The sequence below is a fragment of the Pantoea sp. EKM101V genome (genome assembly GCF_011800325.1).
In the GTDB taxonomy this organism is placed as follows: domain Bacteria; phylum Pseudomonadota; class Gammaproteobacteria; order Enterobacterales; family Enterobacteriaceae; genus Pantoea; species Pantoea anthophila.
This window is the reverse complement of record NZ_JAALFP010000014.1, coordinates 60,802-79,675: the sequence shown is the minus strand read 5'-3', so window position 1 is coordinate 79,675 and position 18,874 is coordinate 60,802. Positions and strand designations below refer to the sequence as shown.

Annotated in this window: 22 protein-coding genes; 10 read left to right on the top strand and 12 right to left on the bottom strand. The window is 55.8% G+C overall.

Features of this window, described 5'->3' with window-relative positions; translation table 11 throughout:
• Positions 1 to 34: 34 nt before the first annotated feature.
• Positions 35 to 781, top strand: coding sequence for a ferredoxin--NADP(+) reductase (fpr, locus tag HFD92_RS18910; RefSeq protein ID WP_111207965.1), 747 nt, complete (start codon positions 35 to 37; stop codon positions 779 to 781).
• Here fpr and HFD92_RS18905 read toward each other — a convergent pair.
• Positions 772 to 1,206, bottom strand: a complete 435-nt coding sequence (locus HFD92_RS18905; protein ID WP_046100839.1) for a DUF805 domain-containing protein — start codon at positions 1,204 to 1,206, stop codon at positions 772 to 774. The two genes, fpr and HFD92_RS18905, sit on opposite strands and share 10 nt — an antisense overlap.
• A 96-nt stretch (positions 1,207 to 1,302) precedes the next feature.
• Between HFD92_RS18905 and HFD92_RS18900 the strand changes: the two genes are divergently transcribed.
• Both HFD92_RS18900 and tpiA read left to right on the top strand, forming a co-directional pair.
• A complete protein-coding gene (locus tag HFD92_RS18900) occupies positions 1,303 to 1,893 on the top strand; it encodes a DUF1454 family protein (RefSeq protein WP_009088047.1) in 591 nt (196 codons plus the stop codon).
• A gap of 120 nt (positions 1,894 to 2,013) precedes the next feature.
• Complete coding sequence (tpiA, locus tag HFD92_RS18895) at positions 2,014 to 2,781, top strand: triose-phosphate isomerase (RefSeq protein ID WP_009088051.1); 768 nt, start codon at positions 2,014 to 2,016, stop codon at positions 2,779 to 2,781.
• Between the two features lie 26 nt (positions 2,782 to 2,807).
• Here tpiA and HFD92_RS18890 read toward each other — a convergent pair whose 3' ends face one another.
• The 6 genes from HFD92_RS18890 to cpxP all read right to left on the bottom strand — a co-directional run bounded on the left by HFD92_RS18890 (position 2,808) and on the right by cpxP (position 8,295).
• Entirely contained in the window at positions 2,808 to 3,581 is a 774-nt protein-coding gene (locus HFD92_RS18890) for a CDP-diacylglycerol diphosphatase (RefSeq protein ID WP_167429490.1), read from the bottom strand.
• Between the two features lie 149 nt (positions 3,582 to 3,730).
• Positions 3,731 to 4,720 carry a sulfate ABC transporter substrate-binding protein gene (locus tag HFD92_RS18885; RefSeq protein WP_009088055.1) on the bottom strand — a complete coding sequence of 330 codons (990 nt, stop codon included), beginning with the start codon at positions 4,718 to 4,720 and terminating at the stop codon, positions 3,731 to 3,733.
• A gap of 144 nt (positions 4,721 to 4,864) precedes the next feature.
• Positions 4,865 to 5,827, bottom strand: coding sequence for a 6-phosphofructokinase (pfkA, locus tag HFD92_RS18880; RefSeq protein ID WP_009088057.1), 963 nt, complete (start codon positions 5,825 to 5,827; stop codon positions 4,865 to 4,867).
• A gap of 205 nt (positions 5,828 to 6,032) precedes the next feature.
• On the bottom strand, positions 6,033 to 6,935 hold the full coding sequence (fieF, locus tag HFD92_RS18875; protein ID WP_058957362.1) for a CDF family cation-efflux transporter FieF: 903 nt from the start codon (positions 6,933 to 6,935) through the stop codon (positions 6,033 to 6,035).
• 241 nt (positions 6,936 to 7,176) lie between these two features.
• Complete coding sequence (locus tag HFD92_RS18870) at positions 7,177 to 7,332, bottom strand: general stress protein (RefSeq protein ID WP_003851267.1); 156 nt, start codon at positions 7,330 to 7,332, stop codon at positions 7,177 to 7,179.
• Positions 7,333 to 7,785: 453 nt separating this feature from the next.
• Complete coding sequence (cpxP, locus tag HFD92_RS18865) at positions 7,786 to 8,295, bottom strand: cell-envelope stress modulator CpxP (protein WP_046100843.1); 510 nt, start codon at positions 8,293 to 8,295, stop codon at positions 7,786 to 7,788.
• Between the two features lie 148 nt (positions 8,296 to 8,443).
• Between cpxP and cpxR the strand changes: the two genes are divergently transcribed.
• From cpxR to trmL, 3 genes are read left to right on the top strand one after another with little or no spacing between them, the layout of a single operon-like run.
• Positions 8,444 to 9,142: an envelope stress response regulator transcription factor CpxR gene (gene cpxR, locus HFD92_RS18860; RefSeq protein WP_009088062.1), complete on the top strand. Its 699-nt coding sequence runs from the start codon at positions 8,444 to 8,446 to the stop codon at positions 9,140 to 9,142.
• Positions 9,139 to 10,518, top strand: coding sequence for an envelope stress sensor histidine kinase CpxA (gene cpxA / locus HFD92_RS18855; protein ID WP_009088064.1), 1,380 nt, complete (start codon positions 9,139 to 9,141; stop codon positions 10,516 to 10,518). The genes cpxR and cpxA overlap by 4 nt, the downstream gene beginning before the upstream one ends.
• A gap of 36 nt (positions 10,519 to 10,554) precedes the next feature.
• Positions 10,555 to 11,028 carry a tRNA (uridine(34)/cytosine(34)/5-carboxymethylaminomethyluridine(34)-2'-O)-methyltransferase TrmL gene (trmL, locus tag HFD92_RS18850; RefSeq protein ID WP_009088065.1) on the top strand — a complete coding sequence of 158 codons (474 nt, stop codon included), beginning with the start codon at positions 10,555 to 10,557 and terminating at the stop codon, positions 11,026 to 11,028.
• On the opposite strand, the gene cysE is transcribed toward trmL, so the two are convergent.
• The 5 genes from cysE to HFD92_RS18825 all read right to left on the bottom strand — a co-directional run bounded on the left by cysE (position 11,025) and on the right by HFD92_RS18825 (position 14,152).
• Positions 11,025 to 11,846, bottom strand: a complete 822-nt coding sequence (gene cysE / locus HFD92_RS18845; RefSeq protein WP_009088067.1) for a serine O-acetyltransferase — start codon at positions 11,844 to 11,846, stop codon at positions 11,025 to 11,027. The two genes, trmL and cysE, sit on opposite strands and share 4 nt — an antisense overlap.
• A gap of 68 nt (positions 11,847 to 11,914) precedes the next feature.
• Positions 11,915 to 12,931, bottom strand: coding sequence for an NAD(P)H-dependent glycerol-3-phosphate dehydrogenase (gpsA, locus tag HFD92_RS18840; RefSeq protein ID WP_181405375.1), 1,017 nt, complete (start codon positions 12,929 to 12,931; stop codon positions 11,915 to 11,917).
• Complete coding sequence (secB, locus tag HFD92_RS18835) at positions 12,931 to 13,401, bottom strand: protein-export chaperone SecB (protein ID WP_009088070.1); 471 nt, start codon at positions 13,399 to 13,401, stop codon at positions 12,931 to 12,933. Before secB ends, gpsA begins: the two co-directional genes overlap by 1 nt.
• 38 nt (positions 13,402 to 13,439) lie before the next feature.
• Complete coding sequence (gene grxC / locus HFD92_RS18830) at positions 13,440 to 13,694, bottom strand: glutaredoxin 3 (protein ID WP_008926942.1); 255 nt, start codon at positions 13,692 to 13,694, stop codon at positions 13,440 to 13,442.
• Between the two features lie 26 nt (positions 13,695 to 13,720).
• On the bottom strand, positions 13,721 to 14,152 hold the full coding sequence (locus HFD92_RS18825) for a rhodanese-like domain-containing protein (RefSeq protein WP_009088074.1): 432 nt from the start codon (positions 14,150 to 14,152) through the stop codon (positions 13,721 to 13,723).
• 252 nt (positions 14,153 to 14,404) lie between these two features.
• Between HFD92_RS18825 and envC the strand changes: the two genes are divergently transcribed.
• The 4 genes from envC (at position 14,405) to HFD92_RS18805 (ending at position 18,849) form a co-directional block, all read left to right on the top strand.
• Positions 14,405 to 15,706 (top strand): murein hydrolase activator EnvC, encoded by a 1,302-nt coding sequence (gene envC, locus HFD92_RS18820; RefSeq protein WP_111207968.1) that lies wholly within the window; start codon positions 14,405 to 14,407, stop codon positions 15,704 to 15,706.
• A gap of 3 nt (positions 15,707 to 15,709) precedes the next feature.
• Positions 15,710 to 16,612, top strand: a complete 903-nt coding sequence (locus HFD92_RS18815; RefSeq protein WP_111207969.1) for a divergent polysaccharide deacetylase family protein — start codon at positions 15,710 to 15,712, stop codon at positions 16,610 to 16,612.
• A 103-nt stretch (positions 16,613 to 16,715) separates the two neighbouring features.
• Complete coding sequence (locus HFD92_RS18810; protein ID WP_058957366.1) at positions 16,716 to 17,945, top strand: glycosyltransferase; 1,230 nt, start codon at positions 16,716 to 16,718, stop codon at positions 17,943 to 17,945.
• Positions 17,938 to 18,849 (top strand): hypothetical protein, encoded by a 912-nt coding sequence (locus HFD92_RS18805; protein ID WP_111207970.1) that lies wholly within the window; start codon positions 17,938 to 17,940, stop codon positions 18,847 to 18,849. Before HFD92_RS18810 ends, HFD92_RS18805 begins: the two co-directional genes overlap by 8 nt.
• Positions 18,850 to 18,874: the final 25 nt, after the last annotated feature.

Genomic DNA, 18,874 nt, shown 5'->3' with positions numbered 1-18,874 from the left:
ACCTGCCTGAATCATCAACAACCAGGGAGTGAGTATGGCTGAGTGGGTCAATGCTGAAGTTAAGGAAGTCAAAAACTGGACGGATGCGCTGTTCAGTCTGCGGGTGACGGCACCGGTCGATCCCTTTATCGCCGGGCAATTTGCCAAACTGGCGCTGGAAATTGAGGGGGAACGCGTGCAGCGCGCTTACTCCTACGTCAACGCGCCGAAAGATGATCTGCTGGAGTTCTATCTGGTCACGGTGCCAGAGGGCAAGCTCAGCCCACATCTGCAGGCCCTTCAGTCAGGCGATCAGGTGATGGTCACCAAAGAAGCCGCGGGCTTCTTTGTGCTGGATGAGGTTCCGCCCTGCAGGACGCTGTGGATGCTGGCGACCGGCACCGCTATTGGTCCTTACCTGTCGATGCTGCAGCAGGGCGAAGGGCTGGAACGCTTTGAAAATATCGTGCTGGTGCATGCCGCGCGTTATGCGGCCGACCTGAGTTTTTTACCGCTGATGCAGCAGCTGCAGCAGCGTTATCAGGGTCAGCTACAGATTCAGACGGTGGTAAGTCGCGAAGAGATTGCCGGTTCGCTGACTGGCCGGGTGCCTGCGCTGATTGAGAATGGCGAGCTGGAGCGGGCCACCGGTCTGACACTGGATGCAGAGAGCAGCCATGTGATGCTGTGCGGTAACCCGCAGATGGTGCGTGATACTCAGCAACTCCTGAAAGAGACACGTGAGATGCGCAAACACCTTAAGCGTAAACCGGGACATATCACCAGCGAACATTACTGGTGAGCCGTTGAGCGGTATCGCACCGGCTGGGTCGCCGGGCCAAACCGGTTAGCGCCGGGGGAGCCGCGAAAAACGCCGAGGTCGAGCAGCAGGCCCGCCAGTAAAACAAAGGGAATGGCGCGTCCCAGCAGCCAGGGCAGGATGCCCGTCAGCATGCTCCAGTTCCCCACCACCAGCAGCCAGGCCACGATCACCAGCAACCCCCAGTAGCCGGGACGATCGCGATCGTGCAGCCGTTTGACGATCACCGCGCTGGCAGGCCACAGCAGGCAGACCACGCCAAAGGCCGCCATCTGGGTATCGAGCCAGTCGTTAGCCGCCAGCACGAAGAGCAGTGTCGTTGTCAGCAGCCAGACCGCCTGCCAGATCCAGAAATCACGTCGTCCCAGCCGTCCGCGCCAGGAAAAACACCATTGTTGTAACGTCATGCTTTATCATCCGGAAAAGAGAGCTGCCGCGCTTTTGACCTCGCGGATAAAAACCGTTTTAATTTGCGCCTGAGTTTACGGGACAGGATCGACAAAATGAAGAATTTGCCTGGCGCACTGCTGTTATCGTTTGCGCTGACGGTTCCGGTCTTTGCCGCCGATCCGCCACCGCAGGAGCGGACCGATGCGTTGCCTCCCGCCCCCTATCTGCTGGCGGGTGCGCCCACCTTTGATATGACTATCGGCCAGTTTCGCGAAAAGTATAATCTGGCCAATGCCGCGCTCATCCTGCCGGAGTATCGCGCTATTGATAATCGCGGTGACAAAAGCAACCTGACGCGGGCTGCCAGCAAAATCAATGAGACGCTCTACGCCTCTACGGCGCTGGAGCCCGGCACCGGCAAAATCAAAACGTTGCAGATCACCTGGCTGCCGTTACCTGGCCCGGATCAGAGCGCCTCGCAGCAAAAGGCGCTGGCCTACATGACCGCCCTGCTGCGCTTCTTTGTGCCGGGATTAAGTGCCGAAGAGGGGCGTAAAAAGCTGGAGGCGTTGCTGAATGCCGGCAAGGATTCACCCTACTATGCGCAGGTCGACGGCGCGCTGCGATTTGTCGTCTCTGACAGCGGTGATAAGGGGCTGACCTTTGCGATTGAGCCGGTCAAACTGGCGCTCGCCAGCCCCTGATGATGTGGCCGAAAATGACGAAAAGCAAAGCCATCGCAACATTTGATCTCTATACTGTCTGGCAGACAACGCTGCCGGCTGGCAGCGATTTTTCATGTATCGCGTTATGCGGAGGATAGAATGCGACATCCACTGGTTATGGGTAACTGGAAGTTGAATGGCAGCAAGCAGATCACAGCTGAACTGATCGCCGGTCTGCGCAAGGAACTGTCTGGCGTTGACGGTTGTGGCGTTGCCATTGCACCGCCGGCACTCTATCTCGAGCAGGCAAAACACGCCCTCTCCGGTAGTCACATTGCACTGGGTGCACAGAACGCAGACGTTAACCTGTCTGGTGCCTTCACCGGTGAAGTTTCCGCAGAGATGCTGAAAGATATCGGCGCGAAATATATCATTATCGGCCACTCAGAGCGTCGTACTTACCACAAAGAGAGCGACGAGTTCATCGCGAAGAAATTCGCGGTGCTGAAGTCAGTGGGTCTGGTTCCCGTGCTCTGCATCGGTGAAACCGAAGCAGAAAACGAAGCGGGTAAAACCGAAGAAGTCTGCGCTCGTCAGCTGGATGCCGTGCTGGAAACCCAGGGCGCTGAAGCGTTCAACGGTGCGGTCATCGCCTATGAGCCCGTCTGGGCTATCGGTACCGGTAAATCGGCGACCCCAGCGCAGGCTCAGGCCGTGCACAAATTCATCCGTGACCACATCGCGAAGAAAGATGCGGCAGTCGCGGAGCAGGTCATCATTCAGTACGGCGGCTCCGTTAACGACAAAAATGCGGCAGAGCTGTTCACCCAGCCTGACATCGATGGTGCGCTGGTTGGCGGTGCGTCACTGAAAGCTGACGCGTTTGCAGTCATCGTGAAAGCGGCGGCGGCGGCAAAAAGCGCCTAAGCGTTGATGCACAGATTAAAGGCGGCTTAAGCCGCCTTTTTTATGGGCGCAATCAGCTGGCAGCTATGATCCTGCACCTCCTCCGCCGACCCGCTATTCAGCAGCAGCCAGTTTCGCTCTACCGCCATCAGCACCAGTCGCCCGTCGCTTAACTGCGCCAGCGCCAGTCCATATTTCCCCATCTCTGTGCGCGCCTGTGGCCGCTCACTGGCCAGACGGATAAAGGCACTCTGCTGGGCCAGTTCGGCTGGCGTCAGGGCACGCAGCCAGTAGTGATGCTGACGCAGCGTGCTGCGCTGCCACTGGCCGTTAAGCTGCGGCGTCAGCGTATCAAGTTGCCGACGCACATCGGGGCGCAGGCAGGAGAGATGAATATGAAGCTGGTTCTGGGTGCGGCCATACTCTGAATTAATAGCCAGCGACAGAACCCGGTCGTCAATCGGCGAGCCATGCCGCTGGGCTAGCAGATAGCGTTCATGCCAGGCAAAGGCAAGATAGTTGGGTGTGGCGGGCTGAAGTAAGCGCGGGCTTTCTATGCCCGTGATCCTGTCGAGCGGAATCAGCAGAAACTGCAATGGCCCATGGATATCTTTCAGCATGGCATAACGATGTGGCCGATCGACACGCTGACAGGGCGCAGGGTTGCCACTGCTCTGCTGGTGGGGCACACATTTCTCGCTGACGATCTGCCACAGCGCATCACTGTTCTTTTTAAAATGCAGTGCGGCCGCCAGCATCCCCGCAATGACCAGCACCAGCAGGATCGCCATCCCGCGGGCTGCATGACGGTGTATCGGCATAACAACGCTTCCTGAGTGGCTTCGCAGCCTGCATCCTCGCCTGGCGGGAAAAGAATGTCACGGGGAATTCTGGCTGATAGCGCAGCAGGGGTGGAGAAGAGATGTGTCGCGTTAAGCGTTCAGCGCAGAGATGCGCTGAACGCCATGCCTTACGGTTTCATGACCTGGTCATAGCTGCCGCCGTCGGCGAAGTGGGCTTTCTGAGCCTGTGTCCAGCCACCAAACTTGTCCTGAATGGTGAACAGTTTCACGGGCGCAAAGGTGCTGGAAAATTTCTTCGCAATCTCAGCATCACGCGGACGGTAGTAGTTCTGCGCGGCAATCGTCTGGCCTTCCGGCGAATAGAGGTATTTCAGATAGGCGTCCGCAACCTTACGCGTACCCTTTTCGTCCACCACCTTATCGACTACCGACACGGTCGGCTCAGCCAGAATGGATTCACTCGGCGTCACAATCTCGAACTTATCTTTGCCCAGCTTGTTCACCGCCAGATAGGCTTCGTTTTCCCAGGCGATGAGGACGTCACCAATGCCGCGCTCAACGAAGGTGTTGGTCGCGCCGCGCGCACCGGAATCCTGCACCTCAACGTTTTTAAACAGCGCTCTGACGTAAGCCAGCGCTTTAGCCTGATCGCCATTGTTGTGATCCAGCGCCCAGCCCCAGGCCGCCAGATAGTTCCAGCGTGCCCCGCCGGAGGTTTTCGGGTTAGGGGTGATGACAGAGACGCCTGGTTTGATCAGGTCGCTCCAGTCATGAATGCCTTTGGGATTGCCTTTGCGCACCAGGAAGACAATGGTCGAGGTGTAAGGGGCAGAGTTATCCGGCAGACGCTGAAGCCAGTTTTTATCAATACGCCCGCGTTCTGCAATGGCATCGACATCGGATTGCAGCGCCAGCGTCACCACATCTGCCCGGATGCCGTTAATTACGGAGGTTGCCTGCTTGCCGGAGCCGCCATGGGACTGACGCACCACGACGTTGTCGCCGGTTTCCTGTTTGTAGTGCGCACTGAACGCTTTGTTGTACTGTTCGTACAGCTCACGCGTTGGATCGTAGGACACGTTAAGCAGCTGAATGTCTTTTGCCAGAACGCTGGTTGAGGCCAGCAACAGGGTAACGCCGATACTCCACTTGTTCATTACGCACTCTCCCAATGTCGTTATGGGCGTAGCGTGACATAAACCAATACAGAGCTTAAAGAATTAAAAATAAGTGGTTATAACTGTGGGGAATATAGACTGGCGATGCCGGGGCGTGCGGTAACGCACACCCCTGCAGAGGGATCAGTAGAGTTTTTTCGCGGTGTCGAGCCAGTCGCGCTTAAACGGACGCTTCATGTTTTCAATCGCGTCGATGATGTCGTGATGCACCATCTTCTCATTCTGAATACCAACACAACGACCGCCGTAGCCCTGCATCAGCAGCTCAATGGAGTAAGCGCCCATGCGTGACGCCAGAATACGGTCATAGGCACAGGGCGCGCCACCACGCTGAATATGGCCCAGCACGGTGGAACGGGTTTCGCGTTTGGTTTCCGTTTCAATAAAGCGCGCCAGATCGTCGATATCGCAGATATGTTCGGTAATCGCCACGATAGCGTGCTTTTTCCCTTTGGCGATGCCCGCTTTGATTTCCGCAACCAGCTCTTCACGGGTATAAGGGAATTCCGGCAGCACGATGAACTCACAGCCACCCGCAATGGCCGCCGCCAGCGTCAGATCGCCGCAGTAGCGGCCCATCACTTCAACGATGGAGATACGCTGATGCGACGAAGAGGTATCACGCAGGCGGTCAATGGCCTCCACCACGGTTTCCAGCGCCGTAAAGTAACCGATGGTGTAATCCGTTCCGGCAACGTCGTTGTCGATGGTGCCCGGTAAGCCGATGCAGGGGAAGCCCATTTCGGTCAGACGTTTCGCCCCCATATAGGAGCCATCGCCGCCGATAACCACCAGCGCGTCAATGCCGCGCTTTTTCATGTTCTCGATGGCCACCTGGCGAATATCTTCATTACGGAATTCAGGAAAACGCGCAGAGCCCAGGAAGGTGCCGCCGCGGTTGATCATGTCGGAGACGCTGTAGCGATCGAGATTGATCATGCGGTCTTCGTACAATCCCAGATAGCCATCATAGATCCCAAAAACTTCCAGTCCTTCACTCAGCGCGGAACGCACGACTCCACGAATAGCTGCGTTCATGCCTGGGGCGTCACCGCCGCTGGTTAATACACCAATTTTTTTGATCATGACAACCTCTGGATTTTTAAAACGAAGGGTTAATCCTGCCTGTCGATCGCTGCTGAACATCATTAAAGGCCAGCGCGACATGTGATGGCAGATAGTATATCAAAGGCTTGCTGCTGAATTGATTCAGGTCAGACAACTTTTCACTATTTTTTGCAGCAATGTTAGCGTTACGTCGTCCCTTACGTATCAAATTGATTCGTTTAGGTTAAAAACCTGGAGAATCCTCCTTCTCGAACGGTACCACAGAACAGGGGTCCTGATGGATAATTACGTCTGACCCGGGAAATGCGTCGCGTAACGCCCTCTCAACCTGATCGGCCACACGGTGCGCCTGCACCAGGGGCAGCTGGTCTTCAAGCTCCAGATGCAGCTGAATAAATTTTGTCGGGCCGGACTGGCGGGTACGCAGATCGTGCACCCCCTGCACCTGCGGCCAGTTCGTCGCCAGCGTCAGAATCTGCTGACGCTCCTCTTCCGGCAATGCGCGATCCAGCAGGGACTGCACTGCGTCGTAGCCCATACGCAACGCGCTGTAGAGAATAAAAATGCCGATTCCCAGCGCGAACAGGGCATCTGCTCTTGCAAAACCATAGCTGCTCAGCATCAGCGCGATCAGAATCGCGCCATTCATAATGACATCGGACTGATAGTGCAGCATGTCAGCCCGAATGGCCTGACTGCGGGTTTTCCGCACCACCCAGCGCTGAAAGGCCACCAGTAACAGGGTTGAACTCAGCGCGACAACCGTCACCACAATCCCGACACCGGGAGCCCGCAGAACATCCGGCGACGCCAGATGTTGCAGGCCGGTCAGGAACAGAAACAGCGCCGAGCCCGAAATAAACATGCTCTGAGCCAGTGCCGCCAGCGATTCCGCTTTACCGTGCCCGAACGTATGGTCTTCATCGGCGGGCTGCAGCGCATAACGCACCACCAGCAGATTCGTGAGCGACGCGGCAATATCAACCAGCGAGTCCACCAGCGAAGCGAGCAGACTCACCGAACCGGTGTACCACCAGGCAAAGATTTTCACGATCAACAGCACCGACGCGAGAAGGGTAGCGGCCAGCGCAGCACGCTTTACCAGTCGGCCATAAGAGGGTTGCATGCCGGATCCCCTGCAGCCCATCATCAGATGAGGCGTATTCAGATGGAAGAAAGGCTGAAGTCTAACACCCTGAAGCGGGCAATGCTTAAGGAGGCGCAACGGAGAGAGGTTCTTTACAGCGGGGGCAACCGATAAAAACAAGCCCCGGCCTTTGAAAAAGGACGGGGCAGCGTGTCATACACATCAGTTACATCAGTGCCAGACCCTCAGGTTCAGGTCTGTTCAGGAAACGTTGCAGCTGTTATTTTTTGCCGCCTTTCTTACCGGCTTCTGATGCTTTTTCACGATCGTTTTTAAAGTTTCCGCCGCCGCTGTTCTGGCCGCCTTTTTTACCGGCTTCAGAGGCCTTTTGCGGATTATCTGCGAAATTACCTGAACCACCACGATGCTCTGCCATAATTTACTCCGTTAATAGATTCATTCGGGATTACATAATGTGGTTGTTGCTCCCTGAGACTTCGCGAAATCACTTCACTTCCCTGCAGTGACAGGATTAAGTGTAGATAAAGCCAGGGCGCCAGCAAGCGCAACGGTAAAATCCCTATCTTACTGAAAAATAGTATTTATTTTTCCGAGCAGACGAATAAATATACTCTTTTCAACGGGTTAAAATATTTTTCCCTGTTTTGCCCTGCCGGTGCGCTTAAACGCAACCAGAACCCCGGTCAGTTCATCTTTCAGCAACTAAAAGCCGGTAAAGGGCCAATAGCGGTAACAAAACCGGGGTTTTGTTGTGCGGTGATGATTCGGGTCAAAACAGAAAAAGTGAAAAAAAGATAAAAAAAACCCCCGCCATCATGGCGGGGGAAGACAGGGATGTGTCTATGGCAAGGAAAACAGGGATACTATGTTACTGGTTACTGCTGGTACTACTCACTGCCTGCAGCGATGAGGCCGACTGCAAATTCGAAAACTGGCGCAGCTCGTTCAGCCGCCGCTGGTAGTTCTTCTGTAACGTGGCCTGCTGGGCCGGCGTTAACAGCTGAAACATCTGATTCTGTACGCGTGCCATCTCAACCTGCTGTTCAACCTGAACTCTGGCGATAATTTCCGCTCTGTTGCGGATGGCCGCTTCGTTAAACTGGTCTGCAGTCACTAACTCATGAAGTGCTGCGATATCGTCAATATGAACCACCGGGCGATCATGTCGGGCCTGTTGCATCAGGTCACGCATCTGCTGACGTTGCTCTTCAGTCAGCTCAATGCCATCGAACATGTGGCTTTGCGGATTTTGCGTCATACTGCCTGTCGGAAATCCGCCATGATGCATCTCGTCAATCGTCGTCGCATCTTTAGCACCTGCACTGGCGATACTCAGGGTCATCGCTGAGGCAAGGACGACGGCGGTTAATTTGCGCATCGTGTACTCCAGTTCGTTCCGTTTTGCGATTCAACGAGAGCCAGTGTACGGCGACAGCTGCAAACATCCGTCAGGGGGTGTAAAACTACGTAAAGCGATGGATAGGTGCGCCAGGAACACGGTATTTTGCCTGCGGAGGGCTACAAAAATGAATAAAATCCTGTTGGTAGATGACGACCGCGAATTAACTTCGCTTTTGAAAGAACTGTTAGAAATGGAAGGGTTTGAAGTGGTAGTGGCCAGCGATGGTGAACAAGCGCTGAACCTGCTCGACAACTCTATTGATCTGCTTTTACTGGATGTCATGATGCCGAAGAAAAACGGTATCGACACCCTGAAAGAACTGCGACAGCAACATCAGACTCCCGTCATCATGCTGACCGCGCGCGGCAGCGAGCTGGATCGCGTGCTGGGCCTCGAACTGGGTGCAGATGACTATCTGCCTAAGCCGTTTAACGATCGTGAACTGGTGGCCCGTATCCGCGCGATTCTGCGGCGTTCGAACTGGAGTGAACAGCAACAGCAACACGATAACAGCTCACCGACGCTGGAAGTGGACTGCCTGCGTCTCAATCCCGGTCGTCAGGAGGCCAGCTTTGATGATGTGACGCTGGATCTGACCGGCACGGAATTTACCCTGCTCTATCTGCTGGCGCAGCATCTGGGCCAGGTGGTCTCACGCGAACACCTGAGTCAGGAAGTGCTGGGCAAGCGTCTGACGCCGTTTGACCGCGCCATTGATATGCATATCTCCAATCTGCGTCGCAAGCTGCCTGAGCGCCGTGATGGTCATCCCTGGTTTAAAACGTTACGCGGCCGCGGCTATCTGATGGTTTCGGCATCATGATTGGCAGTCTGACCACCCGCATCTTCGCTATCTTCTGGTTAACCCTGGCGCTGGTGCTGATGCTGGTGCTCATGGTACCTAAACTCGATTCACGTCAGATGACCTCGCTGCTGGAAAGTGAACAGCGGCAGGGCATCATGATTGAGCAGCACGTCGAAGCCGAACTGTCACAGGATCCCCCTAACGATCTGATGTGGTGGCGTCGTCTGTTTCGTGCCGTCGAAAAATGGGCACCGCCGGGTCAGCGACTGCTGTTAGTCACCAGCGAAGGTCGGGTGATCGGCGCGCAACATAACGAAATGCAGGTGATCCGTAACTTTATCGGCCAGTCTGACAATGCCGATCATCCGCAGAAAAAGAAATATGGTCGGGTGGAGCTGGTCGGGCCTTTCTCCGTGCAGGATGGCGAAGACAACTACCAGCTTTACATGATCCGTCCCGCCAACAGCTCCCAGCTCGATTTTGTCAATCTGCTGTTTGACCGCCCGTTACTGCTGCTTATCGTGACGATGCTGATCAGCTCCCCGCTGCTGCTGTGGCTGGCCTGGAGCCTGGCGCGCCCGGCGCGTAAGCTGAAATATGCCGCCGATGAGGTGGCGAGCGGAAACCTGCGCCAGCACCCGGAACTGGAGTCAGGCCCGCAGGAGTTTCTGGCCGCCGGGTCGAGCTTCAATCAGATGGTGAGTGCGCTGGAGCGGATGATGACCGGTCAGCAGCGCCTGCTATCGGACATCAGTCATGAACTTCGCACCCCGCTGACCCGCCTGCAACTGGCAACCGCGCTGCTGCGTCGTCGCCAGGGTGAAAGTAAAGAGCTGGGACGCATTGAGATGGAGGCGCAACGCCTTGATGGCATGATCAACGATCTGCTGGTGCTCTCGCGCACACAGCACAAGAATGCGCTGGTCAGCGAAGCGATGAAGGCCAATCAGTTGTGGAATGGGGTGCTGGAAGATGCCCGTTTCGAAGCTGAGCAGATGGGCAAGAAGATGGATATCCCCTATCCTCCGGGCCCGTGGCCGCTCTATGGCAATCCGCACGCTCTGGAGAGTGCGCTCGAAAATATCGTGCGCAATGCGCTGCGCTATTCACACACTCACATCAGCGTCAGCTTCTCCGTCGATATTTCCGGTATCACGGTTCACGTCGATGATGATGGTCCTGGCGTAAGCCCGGAAGATCGGGAACAGATTTTCCGTCCCTTCTACCGGACCGATGAAGCGCGCGATCGCGAATCGGGCGGCACCGGGCTGGGCCTGGCCATTGTTGACACGGCCGTGCAGCAGCATCGCGGCTGGGTGAAAGCCGATGACAGCCCACTGGGCGGTCTGAGACTGACCCTCTGGTTACCGCTCTACTCCTCCGGTCGTCAATAATTTGTTATGCTTCGGCCCCTGTCATCGGGGGCCTTAATGCTTAACATTGTCTTGTTTGAACCAGAAATTCCGCCGAATACCGGCAATATCATCCGCCTGTGCGCCAACAGTGGCTTTCAGCTTCACCTGATCCAGCCGCTTGGCTTCGCCTGGGATGACAAGCGCTTACGCCGCGCCGGGCTGGATTACCATGAATTTACGGCCATCAGATTTCATGCGGATTATGCGGCGTTTCTCGCCTCAGAGGCACCAGAGCGTCTGTTTGCGCTGACGACCAAAGGCACGCCTGCACACAGTGCTGTGACGTATCAGGCGGGCGATTATCTGCTGTTCGGACCGGAGAGCCGTGGGCTGCCGGCTGAGATCCTGGCGGCGTTACCGGCGCAGCAGAAAATCCGTATCCCGATGCGGGCAGAAAGCCGCAGCATGAACCTGTCGAACGCCGTTTCGGTAGTGGTGTATGAAGCGTGGCGCCAGCTGGATTATGCCGGCGCGCTGATTAAGGACTAGATGCCGTCGCCGAACTGAAAACCCGCCAGGCTGCCGTTGAAGTGCTGATCCATATCCATTGATGGCTTATCGCTGCCTGGCTTGCCGACGATACGGGCGGGTACGCCTGCTGCCGTGGTGTGCGGCGGCACAGGCTGCAACACCACTGAACCGGCACCGATTTTTGCCCCCCGGCCCACTTCAATGTTGCCGAGCACTTTCGCACCGGCTCCAATCATGACCCCTTCACGGATTTTAGGATGACGGTCGCCGCTGGTTTTACCGGTACCGCCCAGCGTCACCGACTGCAGGATAGAGACATCATTCTCAACCACGGCGGTTTCACCAATCACGATGCCTGTGGCGTGGTCGAGCATGATACCGTGACCGATGCTGGCAGCGGGGTGGATGTCGACTGCAAACGAGACGGAGATTTCATTCTGCAGATAAACCGCCAGCGCACGACGGCCCTCATTCCACAACCAGTGGCCGATGCGGTACGCCTGCAGGGCGTGAAACCCTTTAAGGTAGAGCAGTGGCGTAGAGTATTTATCGACTGCCGGGTCGCGCTGACGCACCGCCTGAATATCGTAAGCCGCTGACAGTATCATCGACGGATCTTCACGGTAGGCTTCTTCGACGATTTCACGGATGGCGATGGCGGGCATAATCGGATTTGCCAGCTTGTTAGCCAGCATATAACTCAGAGCGCTACCGAGATTTTCATGCTTAAGCAATGTCGCGTGAAAGAAGCTGGCCAGCATCGGCTCACAATCAGCCAGGGCTCGCGCTTCTGCTTTGATATTATTCCAGACCAGTTCTAACTCATCAGACGACATTGCTGCTTTCTCCCGATAAAAAAAGCGCCTGAATGGGCGCTGCAGGTGATGATGCTACGCGTCCTGCGTTAGCCAGTGCTGTTTTCGTCCTTCCTTGTTCGTCCCAGCAGGCTCAATGCTGCATCTCTCGCCGGTTTTTCGCAATACAGCACCTGATAAATCTGCTCGGTAATCGGCATTTCCACACCGAATCTTGAAGCCAACGCTTTGACTTCTTTGGTGTTTCTGTAGCCCTCTACAACTTGTCCGATAATGCGTTGTGCGCTATCTACATCTTCGCCCTGGCCCAGCATCATGCCAAACCGGCGGTTGCGCGACTGATTGTCCGTGCAGGTCAGGACCAGATCGCCCAGGCCCGCCATCCCCATAAAGGTGGTAGGATCGGCGCCCAGTGCAGCACCGAGCCGGCTCATCTCAGCCAGACCGCGGGTGATCAGTGCGGTTCGCGCGTTGGCGCCGAATCCGATACCGTCAGAGATCCCGGCTCCGATAGCAATCACGTTTTTCACCGCACCGCCCAGCTGGACACCGACAAAATCGGGGTTGTTATAAACGCGGAAACTTTTACCGCAGTGCAGCTTCAGCTGCAGATCGTCAGCAAACTGCGCATCCGTGGCGGCCAGCGCGATAGCCGTTGGTAAGCCTGCGGCCAGCTCTTTGGCGAAGGTCGGCCCCGAGATCACGGCCAGCGGGATGGAGTCGCCCAGAATCTCACGCGCCACATCCTGCAGCAGGCGTCCGGTCTCTTTTTCCAGCCCTTTGGTCGCCCAGACAATCCGCGAGTCAGACCGCAGATGCGGCTTAATCTGTTGCAGTACGTCGCCAAAGACGTGGCTCGGCACCACGATCAATATGTCGCGGCTGGCTGCAATGGCTTTTTGCAGGTCGGGTTCAGGAGAGAGGTTATCGGGAAACGGAACGTCAGGAAGGAAAGCCGTGTTGCAGCGGTCGGTCTGAAGCTGCGCCAGATGCGCCGGGTTATGTCCCCACAACAGTACCGGATGGCCATTACGGGCCAGCGTAATCGCCAGAGCGGTGCCGTAGGAGCCGGCACCGATGACGCTAATCGAAGCGTGAGTGGTCATCAGGCATCCTGATGTTGTTGAGCACCTTCTTCACCCTGCTGCTGCTGCAGATAGTTCATGAACAGTGCATCAAAGTTGACCGGTGCCAGGTTCAGCTGCGGGAAGGTGCCACGTGATACCAGGCTGGTAATGCATTCACGGGCATACGGGAACAGGATGTTCGGGCAGTAAGCGCCCAGGCAATGTGCCATCTGCGTTCCTTCGATACCGCTGATGGTGAAGATACCGGCCTGCTGAACTTCACACAGGAAAGCGGTCTCTTCACCCACGTTGGCGGTTACAGTCACACGAAGTACCACTTCGTAAACATCGTCAGCCAGCTGAGAAGATGCAGTATCCAGATCCAGTTTGACGTCCGGTTCCCACTCTTTCTGGAAAACCTGCGGGGCATTAGGCGCTTCAAAAGAGATGTCTTTCGTGAAGACGCGCTGAATCTGGAATTGCATTTCGTTCGTGTTATGTTCTGACATGTGACCAAATCCTATGTATGAGATTGTCCGGCGTAAATTTACGCCTGCAGTAAGGGATCTAAACCTTCGCGATTATCGAGTGCGAATAAGTCATCGCAGCCGCCAATGTGCTGCGCATCAATAAAAATCTGAGGCACGGTGGTGCGGCCACTACGCTTGATCATCTCTTCGCGTTTCGCCATGTCTCCATCAATGGGGATCTCCTGGAACGACACGCCTTTTTGCGTTAACAGCGCTTTCGCCCGATGGCAGTAAGGACAGGTGGCCTTGGTGTACATTTCAACATTTGCCATGCTACGCACCTCTGTCAGGTTACAGGTTATTTACCGCGAACTAACGGCAGATTTTCGCCGCTCCAGCCGCTGATACCATCTTTCAGAACAAAGACCTGCGGGAAGCCAGCAGCACTCAGATGTGCAGCGGAATCAGCCGCGCTTTGTCCGGTTGCACATACCACAATTATGGGCTGCGCTTTGTGCTTTTCCAGTTCGTCTGCGTTGCCTTTTTTAATCTCAGCGGCTGCCACATTCAGCGCACCTGAAATATGCCCTCTGCGAAAATCGTCGCGCGAACGCACGTCGACAACCACCGCGTCCTCTTTGTTAATCAGGCGGGTCGCTTCACCGCGGCTGATCGTTTTTACCTTAGAGAACATTCCTTTAACGGTAGTCACAATCACCAGAATGAGTAAAACGACCCATGCGAGACTCAGGATGGGGTGATTGCTTGCAAACTGCATAATTTCTTGCATGAGGGGTAACGACTCCAGACCGGGCTAATAAGCTAAAACAAGGGTTCTGAGTATACCTGCGCCACTTCGCATGTACAGATGCTATGCGGCGAGAGTATCGATTTGTGCGCCATTTTCCAAAAAAAGTGGCTGAATAGCAAAAATGGCGTAAGGCTTAATCCATCTCATTGTGAAAGCGGACATAACTGGTAAAGCAAATGCCGGTGGGGAGCACTGGTAAGCGGCGATTCATCGTGGAATAATCATTGGCCTATGAAGGGAAAAACTACCGTTTTGTACACAAGGACCCGTTCCAGCGGCGAAAATCGGCCGTTGTTCACACCGTTGTCCACCCTCTCCCTCAGCCTGCTTTGCGCGGGAGCACTGTTGTTGCCAGCTGTGGCACAGAGTGCGGAAGACAGTAAATCTCAGCTGCAATCTATTCAGCAGAACATTGCTGAAAAAGAGAAAAGCGTTAAGGCGCAGAAAGTGCAGCGCAGCAAATTACTGGATCAGTTGCAGAGTCAGGAAAAAATCATCGCCCAGGCGAGCCGTCAGTTGCGCGAAACCCGCAACAGCCTCACCGCCCTGAATAACGATATTAAACAGCTCACCACCTCCATCGCCCGGCTTGAGAAGCAGCAAAGCCAGCAGGAAAGCCTGCTGTCGCAACAGCTTGATGCCGCATTTCGTCAGGGCCAGCACAACGGTATACAGCTGTTGATGGGCGGAGAAGAGAGCCAGCGCAGCGAGCGTATTCTGGCCTATTTTGGCTATCTGAACGCGGCGCGCCAGAAAAGTATCGCCTCACTGCAACAGACGCGTCAGGACCTGGATCAGCAACGCGCCACGCTGGAGCAGAAGCAACAGCAGCAGAAAGCACTATTAGCCCAGCAGCAGGGCCAGCAGCAGAAGCTGCAGCAGGCGAGCGACGCGCGCAGGAAAACCCTTACGTCGCTGGAAAGCGCGCTGGAAAAAGATCAGGCCGATCTGGTCGAGATGCGTCAGAACGAAAGCCGTCTGCAGGATAAGATCGCCCGGGCAGAACGGGAAGCGCGTGAGCGCGCGGCGCGCGAAGCTCGTGAGGCAGAAAAAGTGCGCCAGCGCCAGGCGCAGGCCAAAGCCAAAGGCTCCAGCTATCAGCCGACCCAGAGCGAACGCGAACTGGTTGCCCGTACCGGAGGACTCGGTCGCGCAGGCGGGCAGGCGTTGTGGCCGGTGCGCGGACGCATCGAACATCGCTTTGGTGAACAGCTGCAGGGTGAACTGCGCTGGAAAGGCCTGGTGATTGATGCGCGGGAAGGCACCGAGGTGAAAGCCATTGCCGACGGGCGGGTCCTGATGGCCGACTGGTTGCAGGGCTACGGTCTGGTCGTGGTGCTGGAGCACGGTAAAGGCGACATGAGCCTCTATGGCTATAACCAGAGTGCACTGGTGAGCGTGGGGACACAGGTGAAGGCAGGACAGCCTATCGCCCTGGTGGGCACCAGCGGGGGTCGCGGTACCCCGTCGCTCTATTTTGAAATCCGACGTCAGGGACAGGCCGTCAATCCACTCCCGTGGTTAGGAAAATAAGTTTTGCTGCAACGTCGAAAAATCTCCGTTTTGTTAAGCGCGCTGCTGTTCAGCTTCGCTGCCCAGGCAGGTAAACTGGCTATTGTTATCGACGATGTGGGTTACCGGCCTGCCGAAGAGAACAAAGTTCTGCAGATGCCCCAGGCGATTTCAGTGGCCGTATTGCCCAATGCGCCTCATGCACGGGAGATGGCGACTAAAGCCCATCAGGGTGGGCACGAAGTGCTGATCCATCTGCCGATGGCACCGCTCAGCAAACAGCCGCTGGAAAAAGATACGCTGACCCCGGAGATGAGCAGTGAAGAGGTCACCCGCATTATGCGCAATGCGGTCAACAACGTGCCTTACGCCGTGGGCCTGAACAACCACATGGGCAGCAGGATGACCTCAAGCCTTCCCGGTATGCAGAAGGTGATGCAGGCGCTGAATCACTATAACCTCTACTTCCTGGATAGCATGACCATCGCCAACAGTCAGGCGATTCCTGCCGCGCAGGGCACTCAGGTCAAAGTTCTGAAACGCCGGGTGTTCCTGGATGACAGTCAGGATATTAATGCTATCCGCCAGCAGTTCAGCCGGGCGGTGAAGCTGGCACAGCGCGACGGGTATGCCATTGCTATCGGTCATCCCCACCCCAACACCGTTCGGGTGCTGCAGCAGATGCTGCCCTCGCTGCCCGCAGACATTACGCTGGTTCGCCCCAGCCAGTTGCTGAACGAAACACGCCACAGCGGCTCACAGACGCCAGCGGTTCCGGCGAAACCGGCGAAGCCGCGCTTCCAGCCAGCAGAACTATGTAAAGTGAAACAGCCGCTGGCGCCGGTTCCGGCGACCCGGGCGTTAACGGTGGTAGGCGAAAGCGTGAGTCACAGCCCGCTGTTTAGCACCCTGAAAAGTCTGTTCTGAATTTGCCATGAATGCTAAGTGCTAAGCTTAAAGTTCAATTGCAGGTAAAAATTACTATAATCCCGGTCGGGCGATAACATGCGGTGCGGGAATAGTAAGACGGATGACGATTAATAAACAAAAAATCCTGCTGCTGGATAACGGCAGAGAGTGGGGAGGCGGCACCAACAGTATGCTGGAGCTGCTGAAACGTATCGATCGTCAGAAATTTGATATTACCTGCTGCTTCTATCACAACTACAGCCGTGGCAATGACGAAACCATTGAGGCCACGCTCAATGCGCTGGCCATTCCGGTCTTTTTCATCCCGCAGATCAGGCAGCCGCGCTGGGCAAAATTTGTCAAAGAAGCCGTGCGGGCGCTGCTGTTTTTTAATAAAAAGCTGAAGAAGCGGGCTATCGATGAGATCGATACACGCTGGCGCATCATGCCCAACGCCAGCAAAATTAACTCCCTGCTCCAGCTGGGAAAATTCGACACGCTCTACATGAATAACCAGCCCAGCACCAATGTGGAGGGCTATCTGGCCGCGCGCAGCCTGGATGTGGCGGTGGTGCAGCATTGCCGTATCGACCCGGTGCTGGAACCACGACTGGTCAGCATGGTGAACCAGGACTGCCAGGCGATTATTGCCGTGTCGCAGGGGGTAAATAAGACGCTGATCAGCCACGGTGTTGATGCGGAACGCTGTTTTACCGTTAACAATGCGATCGACATCCACCAGCCTTTACCTGACCGCCTCGACGTTCGCCAGCGTTTTAAACTCTCCCCGACCACCTTTGTGTTTGGCACCATCGGCTCACTGATATTACGTAAATCCAATCATCACATTCTGCAGGCGCTGGGCCGTTTCAAACGGGCTCATCCCGACGCAGACTGGCGGATGGTGATTGTCGGTGCCGGCCCGGAACTCCAGCACCTGCTGCAACTCGCAACGGCGGAGAATATCCAGCAGCATGTGGTCTTTACGGGCTTTCAGAACAATGCGCTGGATTACCTCACCGCCTTTGATACGTTTATTCTTGCCTCACGCAGTGAGGGCTTACCTCGGGTCGTGCTGGAGGCGATGCTGGTGAATACCGCCGTCATCGGTTCCCGTGTGGTCGGTACTGCCGAATTGATCAGTCATGACGAAACCGGGTTGCTGTTCGATTATGGCAACGTGGTGCAGCTGACCCAGCACTTAACCGCGCTGTGGCAGGATGCCGGCTTACGTCAGCGCCTGATCAATGCGGCAGCGAAACGCGTTCGTGAACAGTACGCCATTGAAACCTACATCAGCGGCGTTGAAAATATTCTGCAAAGTGTCGCTAATAAGAAACCTCATGCTTAATTTTTTAAATCCCCGTTATCGCCATATCCGGGCGAGCCATAACCTGCCTTATTCGCTAAAAGAAGTTCAGGGCTCGGTACCGGTTACCTCTGTTGTGATCCCCTGCACGGGCGCGGACTATATCGAAGAGGCGCTGCTCAGTGCCGATTTTGCGGCGCGCTTTGCCACGCAGGCAGAGGAGATTGTGATTGTCAGCGATCAGCCTGCCAACGCCTTTGGCAGCCTGCCCGCTAAAACCCGCGTGGCCACGCTGGATGTACCGCAGCGCGAAGAGCACTATCGCTACAAGCAGATCTATCGCAGTCGTTTAATCAAACTGCAGGCCCCGTTGCAGGCAAAAGGCGACGGCATTCTGATGATCGATTCCGACCTCAATCTGCTAAAGATGCCGGAGATCATGATGAAACCTGGCCATCTCTACTCCAGCTTTCGTCAGGGGAAAATGATTGCCAAGCTGGCTGATGCGCCGCAGGAGGCGATTCCTGCCTACTACCCGCACAGTATCCGGCCTTATCTGGTGGATCACGTTAACGGTGCCTATCTGGCGGCGACCCGTGAGGTCTGGCAGCGTATTTCACCGCTGTGGCTGACGCTGTTCAATGACACCTGGCATCTGATGAACGACAGTCAGCCGCCGACCGATCAGCTGCCGCTCGCGGTGCTGCTGGATATGCTGGACATTAAAACTGTCAATCTGGGCGAATGGGCTAACTGGCCGGTCTCCAAGAAAATCGGCGGTCAGTCTGCGGTGATCCCGGCGGAAGTGGTCGGCGCACACGGCGGCTTTCCGCTGTCGGAATGGCAAAAATATCTGGCCGATCCGCAACAGCCGCTCCACTTTAAAGGTCAGGATTACACGCGCAAGGTGCGCTATCTGACCGACGAAGAGAAGAAGCAACGCTGATTATCCGGCCGCTGCGGCGGCCGGT

Bases quoted from the DNA above. Each gene is read 5' to 3' on its own strand.
- HFD92_RS18810 (WP_058957366.1), top strand. From the start codon at position 16,716: ATGACGATTAATAAACAAAAAATCCTGCTGCTGGATAACGGCAGAGAG.
- cpxP (WP_046100843.1), bottom strand. From the start codon at position 8,295: ATGCGCAAATTAACCGCCGTCGTCCTTGCCTCAGCGATGACCCTGAGT.
- HFD92_RS18825 (WP_009088074.1), bottom strand. From the start codon at position 14,152: ATGCAAGAAATTATGCAGTTTGCAAGCAATCACCCCATCCTGAGTCTC.
- envC (WP_111207968.1), top strand. From the start codon at position 14,405: ATGAAGGGAAAAACTACCGTTTTGTACACAAGGACCCGTTCCAGCGGC.
- HFD92_RS18905 (WP_046100839.1), bottom strand. From the start codon at position 1,206: ATGACGTTACAACAATGGTGTTTTTCCTGGCGCGGACGGCTGGGACGA.
- gpsA (WP_181405375.1), bottom strand. From the start codon at position 12,931: ATGACCACTCACGCTTCGATTAGCGTCATCGGTGCCGGCTCCTACGGC.
- HFD92_RS18885 (WP_009088055.1), bottom strand. From the start codon at position 4,720: ATGAACAAGTGGAGTATCGGCGTTACCCTGTTGCTGGCCTCAACCAGC.
- cysE (WP_009088067.1), bottom strand. From the start codon at position 11,846: ATGTCGTCTGATGAGTTAGAACTGGTCTGGAATAATATCAAAGCAGAA.
- trmL (WP_009088065.1), top strand. From the start codon at position 10,555: ATGCTTAACATTGTCTTGTTTGAACCAGAAATTCCGCCGAATACCGGC.
- tpiA (WP_009088051.1), top strand. From the start codon at position 2,014: ATGCGACATCCACTGGTTATGGGTAACTGGAAGTTGAATGGCAGCAAG.
- HFD92_RS18805 (WP_111207970.1), top strand. From the start codon at position 17,938: ATGCTTAATTTTTTAAATCCCCGTTATCGCCATATCCGGGCGAGCCAT.
- cpxR (WP_009088062.1), top strand. From the start codon at position 8,444: ATGAATAAAATCCTGTTGGTAGATGACGACCGCGAATTAACTTCGCTT.
- pfkA (WP_009088057.1), bottom strand. From the start codon at position 5,827: ATGATCAAAAAAATTGGTGTATTAACCAGCGGCGGTGACGCCCCAGGC.
- secB (WP_009088070.1), bottom strand. From the start codon at position 13,401: ATGTCAGAACATAACACGAACGAAATGCAATTCCAGATTCAGCGCGTC.
- HFD92_RS18900 (WP_009088047.1), top strand. From the start codon at position 1,303: ATGAAGAATTTGCCTGGCGCACTGCTGTTATCGTTTGCGCTGACGGTT.
- fpr (WP_111207965.1), top strand. From the start codon at position 35: ATGGCTGAGTGGGTCAATGCTGAAGTTAAGGAAGTCAAAAACTGGACG.
- HFD92_RS18870 (WP_003851267.1), bottom strand. From the start codon at position 7,332: ATGGCAGAGCATCGTGGTGGTTCAGGTAATTTCGCAGATAATCCGCAA.
- HFD92_RS18890 (WP_167429490.1), bottom strand. From the start codon at position 3,581: ATGCCGATACACCGTCATGCAGCCCGCGGGATGGCGATCCTGCTGGTG.
- grxC (WP_008926942.1), bottom strand. From the start codon at position 13,694: ATGGCAAATGTTGAAATGTACACCAAGGCCACCTGTCCTTACTGCCAT.
- cpxA (WP_009088064.1), top strand. From the start codon at position 9,139: ATGATTGGCAGTCTGACCACCCGCATCTTCGCTATCTTCTGGTTAACC.
- fieF (WP_058957362.1), bottom strand. From the start codon at position 6,935: ATGCAACCCTCTTATGGCCGACTGGTAAAGCGTGCTGCGCTGGCCGCT.